The sequence below is a fragment of the Streptomyces sp. Rer75 genome, assembly GCF_013414305.1.
Classification (GTDB): domain Bacteria; phylum Actinomycetota; class Actinomycetes; order Streptomycetales; family Streptomycetaceae; genus Streptomyces; species Streptomyces himastatinicus.
On sequence record NZ_CP058693.1, the window covers coordinates 3,863,140 to 3,874,883 of the forward strand.

The 11,744-nt window shown below is 69.1% G+C and carries 13 protein-coding genes and 1 pseudogene; 8 read left to right on the forward strand and 6 right to left on the reverse strand.

Translation table 11 applies throughout. The annotated features are described in order from the left end of the window. Positions 1 to 948, reverse strand: a complete 948-nt coding sequence (locus tag HYQ63_RS15880) for a PmoA family protein (RefSeq protein ID WP_179934409.1) — start codon at positions 946 to 948, stop codon at positions 1 to 3. Positions 949 to 955: 7 nt separating this feature from the next. After that, entirely contained in the window at positions 956 to 2,113 is a 1,158-nt protein-coding gene (locus tag HYQ63_RS15885) for a Gfo/Idh/MocA family protein (protein WP_179934410.1), read from the reverse strand. Between the two features lie 224 nt (positions 2,114 to 2,337). On the opposite strand from HYQ63_RS15885, the gene HYQ63_RS15890 reads away from it, so the two are divergent. Together HYQ63_RS15890 and HYQ63_RS15895 are read left to right on the forward strand one after the other, a co-directional pair. Beyond that, positions 2,338 to 3,441 carry a LacI family DNA-binding transcriptional regulator gene (locus HYQ63_RS15890; protein WP_179934411.1) on the forward strand — a complete coding sequence of 368 codons (1,104 nt, stop codon included), beginning with the start codon at positions 2,338 to 2,340 and terminating at the stop codon, positions 3,439 to 3,441. Between the two features lie 17 nt (positions 3,442 to 3,458). After that, on the forward strand, positions 3,459 to 3,947 hold the full coding sequence (locus tag HYQ63_RS15895) for a GNAT family N-acetyltransferase (protein ID WP_179934412.1): 489 nt from the start codon (positions 3,459 to 3,461) through the stop codon (positions 3,945 to 3,947). 12 nt (positions 3,948 to 3,959) lie between these two features. Here HYQ63_RS15895 and HYQ63_RS15900 read toward each other — a convergent pair whose 3' ends face one another. Next, positions 3,960 to 4,667: a lytic polysaccharide monooxygenase gene (locus HYQ63_RS15900; protein WP_218929570.1), complete on the reverse strand. Its 708-nt coding sequence runs from the start codon at positions 4,665 to 4,667 to the stop codon at positions 3,960 to 3,962. A gap of 272 nt (positions 4,668 to 4,939) precedes the next feature. Between HYQ63_RS15900 and HYQ63_RS15905 the strand changes: the two genes are divergently transcribed. From HYQ63_RS15905 to HYQ63_RS15920, 4 genes are all read left to right on the forward strand, one after another. Continuing rightward, positions 4,940 to 5,485 (forward strand): hypothetical protein, encoded by a 546-nt coding sequence (locus tag HYQ63_RS15905; protein ID WP_179934413.1) that lies wholly within the window; start codon positions 4,940 to 4,942, stop codon positions 5,483 to 5,485. A gap of 105 nt (positions 5,486 to 5,590) precedes the next feature. Continuing rightward, positions 5,591 to 5,803 (forward strand): hypothetical protein, encoded by a 213-nt coding sequence (locus tag HYQ63_RS15910; protein ID WP_179934414.1) that lies wholly within the window; start codon positions 5,591 to 5,593, stop codon positions 5,801 to 5,803. After that, positions 5,800 to 6,081 carry a hypothetical protein gene (locus tag HYQ63_RS15915; RefSeq protein WP_179934415.1) on the forward strand — a complete coding sequence of 94 codons (282 nt, stop codon included), beginning with the start codon at positions 5,800 to 5,802 and terminating at the stop codon, positions 6,079 to 6,081. The genes HYQ63_RS15910 and HYQ63_RS15915 overlap by 4 nt, the downstream gene beginning before the upstream one ends. Before the next feature lie 345 nt (positions 6,082 to 6,426). Next, positions 6,427 to 7,314: an alpha/beta fold hydrolase gene (locus tag HYQ63_RS15920; RefSeq protein ID WP_179934416.1), complete on the forward strand. Its 888-nt coding sequence runs from the start codon at positions 6,427 to 6,429 to the stop codon at positions 7,312 to 7,314. 181 nt (positions 7,315 to 7,495) lie between these two features. On the opposite strand, the gene HYQ63_RS15925 is transcribed toward HYQ63_RS15920, so the two are convergent. Continuing rightward, the gene (locus HYQ63_RS15925; protein ID WP_306664826.1) at positions 7,496 to 7,966 is read right to left on the reverse strand and encodes an ATP-binding protein; all 471 of its coding nucleotides are present in this window, start codon (positions 7,964 to 7,966) and stop codon (positions 7,496 to 7,498) included. Next, positions 7,957 to 8,829: pseudogene (locus HYQ63_RS15930) on the reverse strand (IS5 family transposase). The gene HYQ63_RS15925 and the pseudogene HYQ63_RS15930 overlap by 10 nt, the downstream one beginning before the upstream one ends. Before the next feature lie 196 nt (positions 8,830 to 9,025). Between HYQ63_RS15930 and HYQ63_RS44700 the strand changes: the two are divergent. Together HYQ63_RS44700 and ribD are read left to right on the forward strand one after the other, a co-directional pair. Then, positions 9,026 to 10,573: a tetratricopeptide repeat protein gene (locus HYQ63_RS44700; protein WP_257231885.1), complete on the forward strand. Its 1,548-nt coding sequence runs from the start codon at positions 9,026 to 9,028 to the stop codon at positions 10,571 to 10,573. Then, positions 10,573 to 11,442 carry a bifunctional diaminohydroxyphosphoribosylaminopyrimidine deaminase/5-amino-6-(5-phosphoribosylamino)uracil reductase RibD gene (gene ribD / locus HYQ63_RS15940; RefSeq protein WP_179934417.1) on the forward strand — a complete coding sequence of 290 codons (870 nt, stop codon included), beginning with the start codon at positions 10,573 to 10,575 and terminating at the stop codon, positions 11,440 to 11,442. Before HYQ63_RS44700 ends, ribD begins: the two co-directional genes overlap by 1 nt. Here the strand turns inward: ribD and HYQ63_RS15945 are convergent. After that, positions 11,433 to 11,654: a S1 RNA-binding domain-containing protein gene (locus tag HYQ63_RS15945; RefSeq protein WP_257231886.1), complete on the reverse strand. Its 222-nt coding sequence runs from the start codon at positions 11,652 to 11,654 to the stop codon at positions 11,433 to 11,435. The genes ribD and HYQ63_RS15945 overlap by 10 nt on opposite strands. Positions 11,655 to 11,744: the final 90 nt, after the last annotated feature.

The following is an 11,744-nucleotide window of genomic DNA, read 5'->3' on the forward strand; positions in this document are numbered from 1 at the left end:
TCACCACCCGTGGTTCTTGAGGTAGCTCTCGGCGCGCGTCCGGTCCCACGCGCCGTCGGCGACCACCACGCGGTAGCGGTAGCCGAAGGACTCCCCCGGCGGCAGCTCGAACTCCTCGAAGAACGCCCACGAGGGGGCGACCGAGGGGATCGGCTCGGAGCGCACGAACCAGTGGGAGGCGTGGATCGACTCCGCGTTCTCGGGGGCGTGCGCGAACAGCAGCGTCGAGTGCGCGTCGATGTCGTCGTGTTCGGCGGTGAAGGCGATCCAGGGGGCGTCGGCGGCCGGGGTGCCCATCAGGTCCGAGGCGCCCTTCTCGCCGTCGCCGCCGCGTCCGTCCGGGCCGATGACGTCGCCGCCGGTGAAGTCGCGGGGGCCGCGCCAGTTGAGCCCGGTGTACCCGGCCATCTCGCGGCCCGCGGTGGTCGGGGAGCCGAAGTGCAGCGCCTCGCCGCGGATGTTGGTGAGGTCGATGGACCAGTCCAGGGCCCAGGTGCCCTCGTCCGGCTCGACGGAGTGCAGCTCGATGGTGCGCAGCTCGCGCGCCCACTCCTGGCCGCCGTTCTCAACCCACGTGAGCTTCTCGGTGAAGCGCAGCCGGTCGTCGGTGACCGTGAACTCCTCGAAGCCGTCGTGCCGCATGGAGCCGACCCGCTCCTCGACCCGCTGGTAGCCCTGGTCGGGGCCGAGGTAGGAGTTGCCGCCCCAGAAGTTCTGGCCGGACAGATGGCTGGACGTCATCTGGAGGCCCTTGTGCCAGCGGTGGTCGTTGGGCCGGTAACCGGAGACCGGGCTTCCGGCGAGGGTGCGCAGCGGGTGGGCGTACGGCTTGCGGGCCTCGAAGGCGTCCGGGTCGGGCGCGTAGACGTAGGCCATCAGCTCGACGCCGCCGGAGGCTACCGAGATCCGCTCGCCGTGGGTGTGGGTGACGGTGATCTGCTGGGTCATGACGGCCTCAGCTCTCCTTCTTCGTGGCCTTCGGTGCCTTCGGTGCCCACTCGGGGTGGTGTCCGTGCATGGCGTCGTAGTACGGGTCACCGGGCGCGATCTCCCCCGCGTGCACGGGCTGCCCGGTGAAGGCCGCCTTGTAGAGCGCGGCGATGAATTCGAGGGTGCGGCGGGCGTCCGGGCCGCTGCCCGGGGGCCGTACGCCGTCCCGCATGGCGTCCAGCAGCCCGGTCAGCTGGGCCGCGTGCGAGCTGGGCAGATCGGCGGCGGGGGTGCGCCAGCGCTCCTGCCGGGCGGGCTCGTCGCGGACGTGCGGGGCGGGCGTGTAGATCCAGTCGTCGTTGCGGTGGCCGTAGAGGTGGGTCAGCTCGACGGTGGCGTCCGCGCAGTCGATGCGGATGCGGCTGACCTCGTCGGGCGAGAGCACGCTGTTGACGACGGTGGCCATGGCGCCGTTCGAAAAGCGGACCAGCGCGGTGGAGACGTCCTCGCTCTCCACGTCGTGCACCAGCCGACCGGCCATGGCGCGGATCTCGGTCCAGTCGCCGAGGAGGTGCAGCAGCAGATCCATCTGGTGGATGCCGTGGCCCATGGAGGGGCCGCCGCCCTCGCTGTCCCAGCGGCCGCGCCACGGGACGGCGTAGTACGCGGTGTCGCGGTGCCAGGTGGTCTGGCAGTGGGCCACCAGCGGGCGGCCCAGCGCGCCGGTGGTCAGCAGGTCCTGGGCGTGGACGGCGCCCGAGCCGTAGCGGTGCTGGAAGACCACGGACGCGTACGGCCCGCCCGCCTCCGTTTCCGCCGCGGCGATCTCGTCGTACTCGGCGAGCGTCAGGCACAGCGGCTTCTCGCACAGCACCCAGGCACCCGCTTTGAGCGCGGCCACCGTCTGCTCGCGGTGGAGGGACGGCGGGGTGCCGATGAGGACCAGGTCGGGGCGCTCGGCCTTCAGCATCGCGGCCACGTCGGGATAGCCGGCGACGGTGAATCCGGCGCTCTCGGCGGCCGTCGCGCGGAAGGTGTCGAGCCGGTCCTCGTCCACGTCGACCGCGGCGACCAACTCGACCCGGTCGGCGTGATCGCGCAGGGCGGGCAGATGGCTGCCCGTGACAATGGCTCCGGTGCCGATGACTGCGGCGCGGATACGGGCGGTGGCTGCTGAGGCCATGGAGTGGGGCTCCTCGCCAACGGGACGGAAAGCGCTTGCTGGGGGTCGACCCTAGGCACGGTGCGGATGTCAGGACAAGACCCCGGCGAGCAGATTCCCGCGCCCGTTCCCGGTTCGATACGCGATGGCCGCGACGGCGCTGACCAGTGAGACCATGGACCCGGCCCCACCAGCGCACGCGGTGTCCCACCGGGCGCCCCAGGTGACCATCCAACGGAGGAAACATGGCAGTGACCCTGGCCGATGTGGCCGCACGGGCTCGGGTCTCGGCGGCGACCGTGTCGCGCGTCCTGAGCGGCAACTATCCGGTTGCCGAATCGACCCGGGCCCGGGTGCTGCGCGCCGTCGAGGACCTGGAGTACGTGGTCAACGGCCCGGCAAGCGCTCTCGCCGCCGCCACGTCCGACCTGGTCGGGGTGCTGGTCAACGACATCGCGGACCCCTTCTTCGGCATCATCGCGGGCGCCGTGCAGTCAGAGATGGGCGCCCCGGGCGGGCCCGGCGGCTCGGGTGCGTCCAATGGTTCCGGCGGTTCCGGTGGTTCCGGCGGGGAGGCCGGGCGCGGTGGCGAGAAGCTGGCCGTCATCTGCAATACCGGCGGCTCGCCCGAGCGCGAGCTGAACTACCTCACCCTGCTCCAGCGGCAGCGCGCCGCCGCCGTCGTCCTCACCGGCGGCGCGGTCGAGCACCCCGACCACGCCGCCGCGGTCGCCGCCAAGGCGTCCCGGCTCGCCGCCTCCGGCACCCGGGTGGTGCTGTGCGGACGGCCCCCGATCGAGGACGCGATCACCCTCACGTTCGACAACCGCGGCGGCGCCCGCCGCCTGACGGAGCATCTGCTGAGCCTCGGCCACCGCCGCATCGGCTACGTCGCGGGCCCCGCCGAGCGCACCACCACCCGCCACCGGCTGGAGGGCCACCGCGAGGCCCTGGTCGCGGCCGACCTGGCGGGGGACGCGGAGCAGCTGACCGTCCACGGCCTCTACGACCGCGCCTCCGGCTACGACGCCACCCTCGAACTCCTGCGCCGCGACGCCGGTCTGACCGCCATCGTGGCCGCCAACGACACCATCGCCCTCGGCGTCTGCGCGGCCCTGCGCGACCAGGGCCTGCGCATCCCCGAGGACGTCTCGGTGGCGGGCTTCGACGACCTCCCCTTCAGCGCCGACGCCGTCCCCGCCCTGACCACGGTCCGGCTGCCGCTGCACGACGCCGGGGTACGCGCCGGACGCCTCGCCCTCGGCCGCGAACCGCAGCCGCCGGGCGGGGTGGCCATGGTGCGCGCCGAGCTGATGGCCCGGGCCTCGACGGCGCCCCCGCGGCACTGAGGGCGGGGGCTGACGGAATGACGGATGTCCTCCTGCGCGCCCCCGGCCCCGGCGACCTGGGGTGGATCGTCCACCGGCACGGCGTCGAGTACGTCCGGGAGTACGGCTGGACCACCGCGTTCGAGGCCCTGGTCGCCCGTATCGTCGGGGACTTCGGCACCCGGCACGACCCGGCGTACGAGCGCGTATGGATCGCCGAGCGCGACGGCCACCCCATCGGGTCGGTGATGTGCGTACGGGACGAGGCGCCCGCGACGGCCCGGCTGCGGCTGCTGTTCGTCGAACCCGACGCACGGGGCCTGCGGCTCGGCGAGCGGCTGGTGGCGGCGTGCGTGGACTTCGCCCGCGCGGCGGGCTACCGCGAGCTGGTGCTGTGGACCACCGACGTCCAGGCCGCCGCCCGCCGGATCTACCAGCGGGCGGGGTTCGAGCTGACCGCCGAGGAGCCGCACCCGGGGTACGGCGCGGGGCCCGTGATGGCGCAGGACTGGCGACTCGTTCTCTAGCTTTCCCTGGGCTCACCCGCCAGGGAAAATCACATCGCTGCACGAGTAGAAGGTCTGGTCGAAGTGGCTGGCCTGCCAGATCATGAAGACCACATGGCGTCCGGTGCGCCCGGGGGCGTTCACGGGGATGGAGACCGTGACCCCGTTGAGGCTCGGCTCGGTGGAGGGCTCCCCCGCCCCCGGCGCGATCTTGCCGGTCTGGGCGACGAGTTCGAGGTTGCTCCAGCGCAGCGGCTGGGTCGTGGGGTCGTAGCCCTGCTTGGTGACGTAGATGCGGTAGTAGTCCGCACCGTGCCTGGCCTGGTCGTGGTTCTTGAAGGTGAAGCTGTTGCCGACCGACGTGGCCTCCCACTTCCCGGGCACGTCCATCGCGTTGTAGCGGCCGGACGAGGTGCGCCCGGCGCTGCACAGTTGCCCGTCGGGCAGCGCGGCCTGGTGGTTGCCCGCGACCCCTTCGCGGTAGAGGCCGTTCCAGTTCCACATGGCGTTGGTGTCGGCCTGCCACGCCTGCCAGCACATGGGGTCCTTGGTCTTCATCTCCGGATTCTGGAAGTCGCCGCCCCACCGCTTCCAGCAGCCGTAGTTCCGCGACGCCGGCCCGATGGCCGATCCGTGCGCGTCGGCGGTGTCCACGAGCGCCACCGTGGCCAGCAGCGTCGCGGCCGAGGCGACGGCGGAGGCGCGAAGCCCCCATCTCCGAACATGCCCATGACAATTCATTGCGCCTCCAGATCCGCTGCGAGGGTGCGCGGGAGCGCTCCCATCGTAGGACGGGGATCATGAGGCGACCAGACATCTGACGCCCGGTCCGCACCCTGCCGTCTCATTCTGCGGTCGCAGCACCCGCAGCACCCGTCGCCTGTGCGGCGGAGCCGAGTTCGACCCGAGGAGCGATCCGCGGCGGACCTCCTTTGCATGCCCGTACCCCGCCCCGTTCCGCCCGGCAGGTGCCGCAGCACTTCTTCGCTTCGCCGCCGGTAGTGTTTGCGGCCATGTACTCACCGATACCCGAGCTGAACCTTCTCAAGGAATTCGACGACAGCGTCAAGGACTGGTACGCCCCCGGCTTCGAGCTGCGCGAATTCGGCAAAGACAGCGGATACCCCAAAGCGGCTGACCGCCTCCGAACCTTCGCGCTCGCCACTCGCTCCGGCTCGGACTACGCGATCTGGCTGCTCGACGACCGTACCGATCTCGCCACACTGCCCATCGTGTTCCTCGGTGATGAGGGCGGCATCAACCTCGTGGCCCGCAACATGCGCGAGTTCTTCCGCGTCCTTGCCTCCGGCTGGACTCCCTGTGGCGACTGGGAGAGCGTCGCGTACGACAACGACCGTGAGGAGGACGAGGAGGAGGACTACGACCCCTGCCCCGACAACGCGAAGTTCCGCGAGTGGCTGCGCCACCACTTCAGTCTTGAGGCTGTCGAGGATCCCAACGACATCGTCGAGGCAACTGAGAGCCAGCTGTGGGACCGTTTCGCCGAATGGATCGGCCCTCTCTACCCCGACGTGGTGAGCTCTCGGACGACGGCGTAAGCACGCATTATCGATTCCACTCAGTGAGCTGCACCGGAGCTTACGCGGCTCCGCCCTGCGACAGAGGGGCCCAACGCAATCCGCCGCGCATGAGATCGTCACTCGATGGGCTTCGATCTGAACTGTGTGTTCACGCTCGACAACAATGTGTTCCCCCTCTTCGACAGGGTGATTCCCGGCGGCTCGGGCCACGCCCTTCGCACGGGCGGTTCTGATCTGCCGGACGGCTGGGTGCTGCCCAATCCGTGGGAGCTCTGCTTGTCAGCGATAGCGCCTTCGGCGGTGTTCTCCACCACGAACACGCCGCCCTGTTCATGAGCGGCAAACTCACCGCTGCCTGCGGCATTGACTACCTAGAGAAGACGGCCTTTCGGCTGGACGACGGGGTTTACGACACCGCATCGCCGGACGTGATCGCTCCCGTCATGCAGTGCGCCGCAGCGCTTGACATCCGTTTCACCGGAAGATGCCTCTTCGACGGATACTTCCCGCGCGAGGCGCACAGGGAAGGCGCTCCGTGCCGGAAGACGTGGTCAGGTGCCGCACCGCGCATCGCAGACACCTGGCGTCGTCACTTCCCCTCGCTGACACCTTGAGGGTTTCCCATCTCAGCACGAGGTGGCGAGGTGGAGGGCGAGGACCGCATTGACCAGGGCGGTGACGCGGGTGGTGCTGCACCGGGATAGTACGGCGCGTCAAAGCGCCCCGGCACCCGCGCAGGAACGGATGCATCGCTGCTGAAATCCCCGAGATCCCGGACACGTTGGGGTTACGCTGCGAGGGTGATTTGATCTTGGTGGCGCAGTGCGCAGTGGCGCCGACAAGGTGATCGATGAGGGCCACGGAGTGAACCCGGCTGCTGTCGAGCGTCTCCGGGCTCTCGCCTCCGATCCAGCGACCCGTTACAGGAAACTCCCCATGCACGGCCCAAGGAGCAATTGATGAGCAAGGTTGAGCAGACCGTCGAGATCCCCCACCTGGGCGGGTCGACCGTCGGGTACACCTTCGCCAAGCCGTACGACCCCGCGCTCCCGACACTGGTCCTGATCAACTCGTACACCACCTCGGCCGACCTGTACCGGCCGCAGTTCGACGACCCGGCGCTCGGATCCGCGGCCAACCTGCTCGCCCTGGAGCCCTACGGGCACGGCCGCACGAGGGCCTCGTACCAGCACTTCACCTACTGGGACAGCGCGATCGCCAACCTCCAGGTCCTCGACGCCCTCGGGATCCGCGAGGCCTTCGTGCTGGGGACCTCCCAGGGCGGATGGGTGGCGGCCCGCATGGCGCTGCTCGCCCCGGACGTCGTGAAGGGCCTCATAGCGCTCGGCACGTCGATGGACTTCGAGAGCCCCCGCAGCCGCGACCTGGGGTGCTGGGACGGGGTCGAGTTCAACACGCCGCTCGTCGACGCCCTCGCCGACCCGGTCGGCGAGGACTGGGTCGTGCCGGACCAGTTCGTGGACGAGGTGCTCGACGCGGCCCTGGGCGGCGTCTCCGGCGAGGAACGCGACTTCTGGCTCGCCACCTACCGTACGAACTACGCCGGTGACGCCGGCCGCCACCGCCTGCGGCTCAGCACGGTGAACCTGCGCGACCGCGACGGGCTCCACGGCAGGCTCGACGAGGTCCGCTGCCCCATCCTGTGGTTGCAGGGCACCGCGGACCAGGTGTACTCCGTGGCGAACGCCCAAGAGGAGATACGGATGTTCACCCGCTCCCCCGAGGCGCGACTCGAAGTCATCGAGGGCGGGCAGCACTTCCTGAGCGCCTCGCACCCCGCGGAGGTCGACTCCGCGGCGATCGATTTCCTGAAGCGCTGGGCCTGAGCGACGCATCCGGGGGGGGCGGTGCTCGGGCGACGCGATCACGTCCGTGGTGGACCTGACCCGCCAGTGCCCGAGCACCGCCGTGGGCATCGCGCGTTGCACGGGGGGGGCTCAACCGCGGCCGCATCGACACCGGCCGACCGCGGTCCCTACTGGTCGCCGCCAGGGCCCCGCCGTCACGTCACCCCTCGCCGAGCTGTCCATCGGCCATGGAGGCCCGCTCGTCGTCAGGAATTGCCAGGACCGCCCAGACCGCTTTGCCCACCACCGTCCATGGGGTCACGCCCCACTGATCGGCGAGCGCATCCACCAGGAAAAGTCCCCGACCATGCACGGCTTCGGGGGGCGGAGTCATCAGCCTGGGCTGCGGGTCAGCCGCGTCGTGAACCTCGATCCGTACGCTGTCGCCCTGATGCAGGTAACGCGTCTCGATCTGACGTCCGGGCACGCGTACATGACGCACGGCGTTCGTTATCAATTCGGACAGCACCAGGAGCGCGGCTTCTTCCACGGTGGGCAGGCCCCAACTCGCCAACGTCATACGCAAGTCGGCCCGTGCCCGGGCGACACAACGAGGGTGGCGAGCCCAGCGCCTCACCACCGTACGCTCATCCGGACTAGGGCCTGTTGTGAAAGTGCTGGTCACAGCCACTCGTTGATGGCTGCGACCAGCACTGTCGCTTCGTAGCGGACGGCGAGTTTGTCGTACCGAGTGGCAACGGCCCGGTGCCGCTTGAGCCGGTTGATCCCGCACTCGACCGCGTGCCGTTGCTTGTAGTCGTCCTTGTCGAACTTCGGCGGCCGCCCGCCACGCGATCCACGCTTGAGGCGGTTGCGGACTCGGTCCGCCGGAACCGCAATGGTGGCTTTGATCCCGCGTCTGCGCAGGTAGGAGCGATTGCCGCGGGAATCGTACGCCTTGTCGGCCCGCACCCGGTCCGGGCGCTTGCGCGGCCTGCCGAGCCCCAGCCTCGGAACCCGGATGGCTTCCAGGACCGCTTCGAACTGCGGGGAGTCGCCCCGCTGCCCGGCCGTGATCACGAGGACAAGGGCTTCTGCCCTGCTCGACTGCAAGGTGGATTTTGCTGGTCAGTCCGCCGCGGGAGCGTCCGAGGCCGTGGTCGGCCGGCTCGACGAAGATCCCGCCGGGCGGTTCCTTCTGGAGGTCCCCTTTTTCGCCGCTCCCGCGGCGTGCTGATGAGCCCGGCAGACGGTGGAGTCGACGTTGACCTCCCAGGTGATCAGGCCCTTCGCGTCCGCCTCGGCCTGGAGCTGGGTGAGGATCCTTGCCCAGGTGCCGTCCCGCTGCCAGCGCCGGAACAGGTCATAGACCCGGTCCCACGGCCCATAACGTTCGGGCACGTCCCGCCAGGGAGCACCGGTCCGGGTCCGCCACCGTATGCCGTCTATCAGCTGCCTCCGCGTCCACACCTGCGGCCGCCCCGGCTTGATGCCCGTCGGCAGCAGAGGCTCAAGCCGGGCCCACTGGCCGTTCGTCAGATCCCCACGTCCCACAGGAAGTGATCATCAACGAACAAGATCCACTTTCGCAACAGACCCTAGTCAGCTCTGACTTCATGGCGACAAGCGTGCAGGTCAGAAAGACAGGCCGGGACAGCAAACGGGGTACCCCACACGGGAAACGGGGTACCCCAGCACTCGGCGAGTTCTACCCTGGCCCAGGCACGTCGCTCCACCTCGTGAGCGGCCCATGAGTGAACGTGAAGCCCGTCGCAGCGACTATCCCCTCACTATCCCGGATCGCTTGCTGCTGAGTGAGGACATGAAACGGGCCTGCGGGCGTCGGGACTTCGGTGAGGTCTTCCGGCTCGTCAACAGGCGAGGGCCGGTGAGCTACGCCGAAATCGCGGCTGCCGTCGGCAAGATGACCAGCGCCCGGGTAGGTGACGTAATCCGAGGTGTTCGCGGTATTCGCGGCCTCGCCGTCATGGAACGCATCGCCGATGGACTGGGCATTCCTGGCCACATGCTCGGCCTTCCCGAACGGCCGTGGGAGGGTACCCCGTCATCGGGCGGCGCGGCCCAGGACCGTGGCTACGCTCGTAACAGCCGGAGTGGTTCTGACGACCTCTCGTCCGAACCCTCAACGGGGACTCCATCTGGTGTGCCGACTGCCCACGTGGGCCCCATGGCTTCGGCGGAAGCGGATGCGTTACCCGAAATCCTTTTGGTATCGGTGCATGTCGACGGGAAAGAGCAGATCGTGCCGACAAGCCGCCGAGCCCTTCTCGGAAACGCGATGGGTGTCGCCCTGCAAGGACGCAGTCCCTTCAATGCCGCGAACGCTTCCGCGGAAGTCGCACGCCCCAGGACCATCAGACCACGCCGCCTTTCGGCCGACCACAGCGAAGCAGCGATCCAGCATCTTCGCGATATGTGGCACACCCTGGTCAGGGCCGACAACCTCTTCGGCCCACGTCACGCACTCACAGCAGTGCATCAGCAGCTCGACGTGCTGAATGGTCTTCTGGAGGACAGCCGGGGCGAGCACCGGCAGGAGCTGCTGAAGCTATCGGCTCAGTACGCCGAGTCGGCCGCATGGCTCCACGAGGACTCCATGGACGTGACCAGGGCGGAGACCTGGACAGGCCAGGCCATGGAATGGGCCATGGAGTCCGGCGACGAGGCCATGCTGTCGTGGACTCTGTTCCGCCGCAGCCAACTCGCTACGGGGAAGAAGAACGCAGGCCAGACGATCGGCCTCGCCCAGGCTGTGCAGCGTCACGAACGAGCACTCACGCACCCGATGAAGGCAGCAGCCATCCAGCAGGAAGCACAGGGACTCGCGCTCTACGGAAACGAGACCGCCTGTCACCGGAAACTGGACGAGGCCCACGAGTACGCCGCCATCGCTGAATCCTCCGGTGACGCACGTTCCGGACACGGGGATTTCTGCACTCCCAGCTACATCGAAATCCAGCGCGCGAACTGCTGGCTCACCCTGTCCCGGCCAGAGCGGGCGGTCACCACCTTCCAGACCGCGCTGGAGAAACTTCCGGACGTCTATCAACGCGACCGGGGGTTCGCACAAGCACGCCTGGCCATGGCGTACGCAGGCATCCAGGAGTACGAGCAAGCCGCCGCCGAGACCGCATCCGCACTCGACGTGGCCCGCGACTCCGGTTCCGGCCGCACCCTGCAAGAGGCCGTCACGGCAATCAACGCCCTTGCAGCGGCGAGTAATGTCCCTGCCGTGCGGGACCTGCTCGACGCAGTCAAGGAGAATGCGGGGTTCTGATGGCGACGCCGAACGAACTGACGGCCATGCGGCGAGCGATCGCCATCTCCGCCCAGGGGCTCGGAACGACGAGCCCCAACCCGCCCGTGGGGTGCGTGATCCTCGACCGCGACGGCGTACCGGTCGGAGAGGGTTACCACCACCGCAAGGGAGACCATCACGCCGAGGTCAACGCGCTCACCGCAGCGGGCGAGCGTGCCGAGGGGGGCACCGCGGTGGTGACGCTGGAGCCCTGCAACCACCACGGCCGTACGCCGCCGTGCCGACAGGCCCTGATCGATGCCAAGGTGTCCCGCGTCCTGATGGCGGTCATGGACCCCACCTCACGCGGAGAGGGTGGCGCCGCGGTACTGGAACACGCGGGTATCGAGGTGGAGCGCGGCGTCCTGGAGCGGGAAGCGCTGCTCGTCCTCGGCCCGTGGCTGCACTCGCTGCGTACGGGACGGCCGTACATCACCTGGACGTACACCGTCGGTGCCGACGAGCCCCATGGCGACCGAGGTGTGAATGAGCTGCGCCGCACACACGACCTGGTGATTCGGCGAAACGGAGCGATTGAGGAGGGAGTGCCGGGCAGCCACGGCGAAGATGCCTTCCGAGTCCCGCGCCCCTCGCTCGACAGCGATCCCGAGAAAGCCCTATCCGTCTTGGCCGAGGCCGGGGCACGTACGGTGCTCATCGAAGGTCGCACCAACCCGGCCGCCCGGTTGTTCGCCAACATCGTGGATTGCGTGATGATCGACGCACCCGGTACCCCGCCCTCGTCCGGGCAGGTAGGTGAGTCCATTCCTGACGGATACCGGCTGACCGGGGTCGAGCAGTTGGGCACGGGCGTTCGCATGACCGGGGAAAGGGCTCTTCAAGCCTGACGTCGGGAGAGGAACAGCCTGCGCCGCTCCCGGTCGACGTCGGTGACGGTGACCGTCACCTCGTCGCCGGTCGCGACGACCTCCTGCGGAGTTGCCACGGGTGCCGAAGTGAGTTCTTGATGAGGAACCAGGCCCTCAACTCCCTCGGCGACCTGGACGAAGACACCGAAGGGGACCAGTTTGGTGACCTGCCCCTGAAGCCTCCGGCCCACCTCGATGCCGTCGGCATGTCTCCGGTCTCCGGCAGGGTCGGTGTCAGAGCCGTGTCAGCCCTATGTCAGAGCCATCGGTGATGGTGGCGG

What these genes read in the sequence shown, in the direction of transcription:
- HYQ63_RS15880 (WP_179934409.1), bottom strand. Translation starts at nt 948, where the DNA reads ATGACCCAGCAGATCACCGTCACCCACACCCACGGCGAGCGGATCTCG.
- HYQ63_RS15885 (WP_179934410.1), bottom strand. Translation starts at nt 2,113, where the DNA reads ATGGCCTCAGCAGCCACCGCCCGTATCCGCGCCGCAGTCATCGGCACC.
- HYQ63_RS15890 (WP_179934411.1), top strand. Translation starts at nt 2,338, where the DNA reads ATGGCAGTGACCCTGGCCGATGTGGCCGCACGGGCTCGGGTCTCGGCG.
- HYQ63_RS15895 (WP_179934412.1), top strand. Translation starts at nt 3,459, where the DNA reads ATGACGGATGTCCTCCTGCGCGCCCCCGGCCCCGGCGACCTGGGGTGG.
- HYQ63_RS15900 (WP_218929570.1), bottom strand. Translation starts at nt 4,667, where the DNA reads ATGAATTGTCATGGGCATGTTCGGAGATGGGGGCTTCGCGCCTCCGCC.
- HYQ63_RS15905 (WP_179934413.1), top strand. Translation starts at nt 4,940, where the DNA reads ATGTACTCACCGATACCCGAGCTGAACCTTCTCAAGGAATTCGACGAC.
- HYQ63_RS15910 (WP_179934414.1), top strand. Translation starts at nt 5,591, where the DNA reads ATGGGCTTCGATCTGAACTGTGTGTTCACGCTCGACAACAATGTGTTC.
- HYQ63_RS15915 (WP_179934415.1), top strand. Translation starts at nt 5,800, where the DNA reads ATGAGCGGCAAACTCACCGCTGCCTGCGGCATTGACTACCTAGAGAAG.
- HYQ63_RS15920 (WP_179934416.1), top strand. Translation starts at nt 6,427, where the DNA reads ATGAGCAAGGTTGAGCAGACCGTCGAGATCCCCCACCTGGGCGGGTCG.
- HYQ63_RS44700 (WP_257231885.1), top strand. Translation starts at nt 9,026, where the DNA reads ATGAGTGAACGTGAAGCCCGTCGCAGCGACTATCCCCTCACTATCCCG.
- ribD (WP_179934417.1), top strand. Translation starts at nt 10,573, where the DNA reads ATGGCGACGCCGAACGAACTGACGGCCATGCGGCGAGCGATCGCCATC.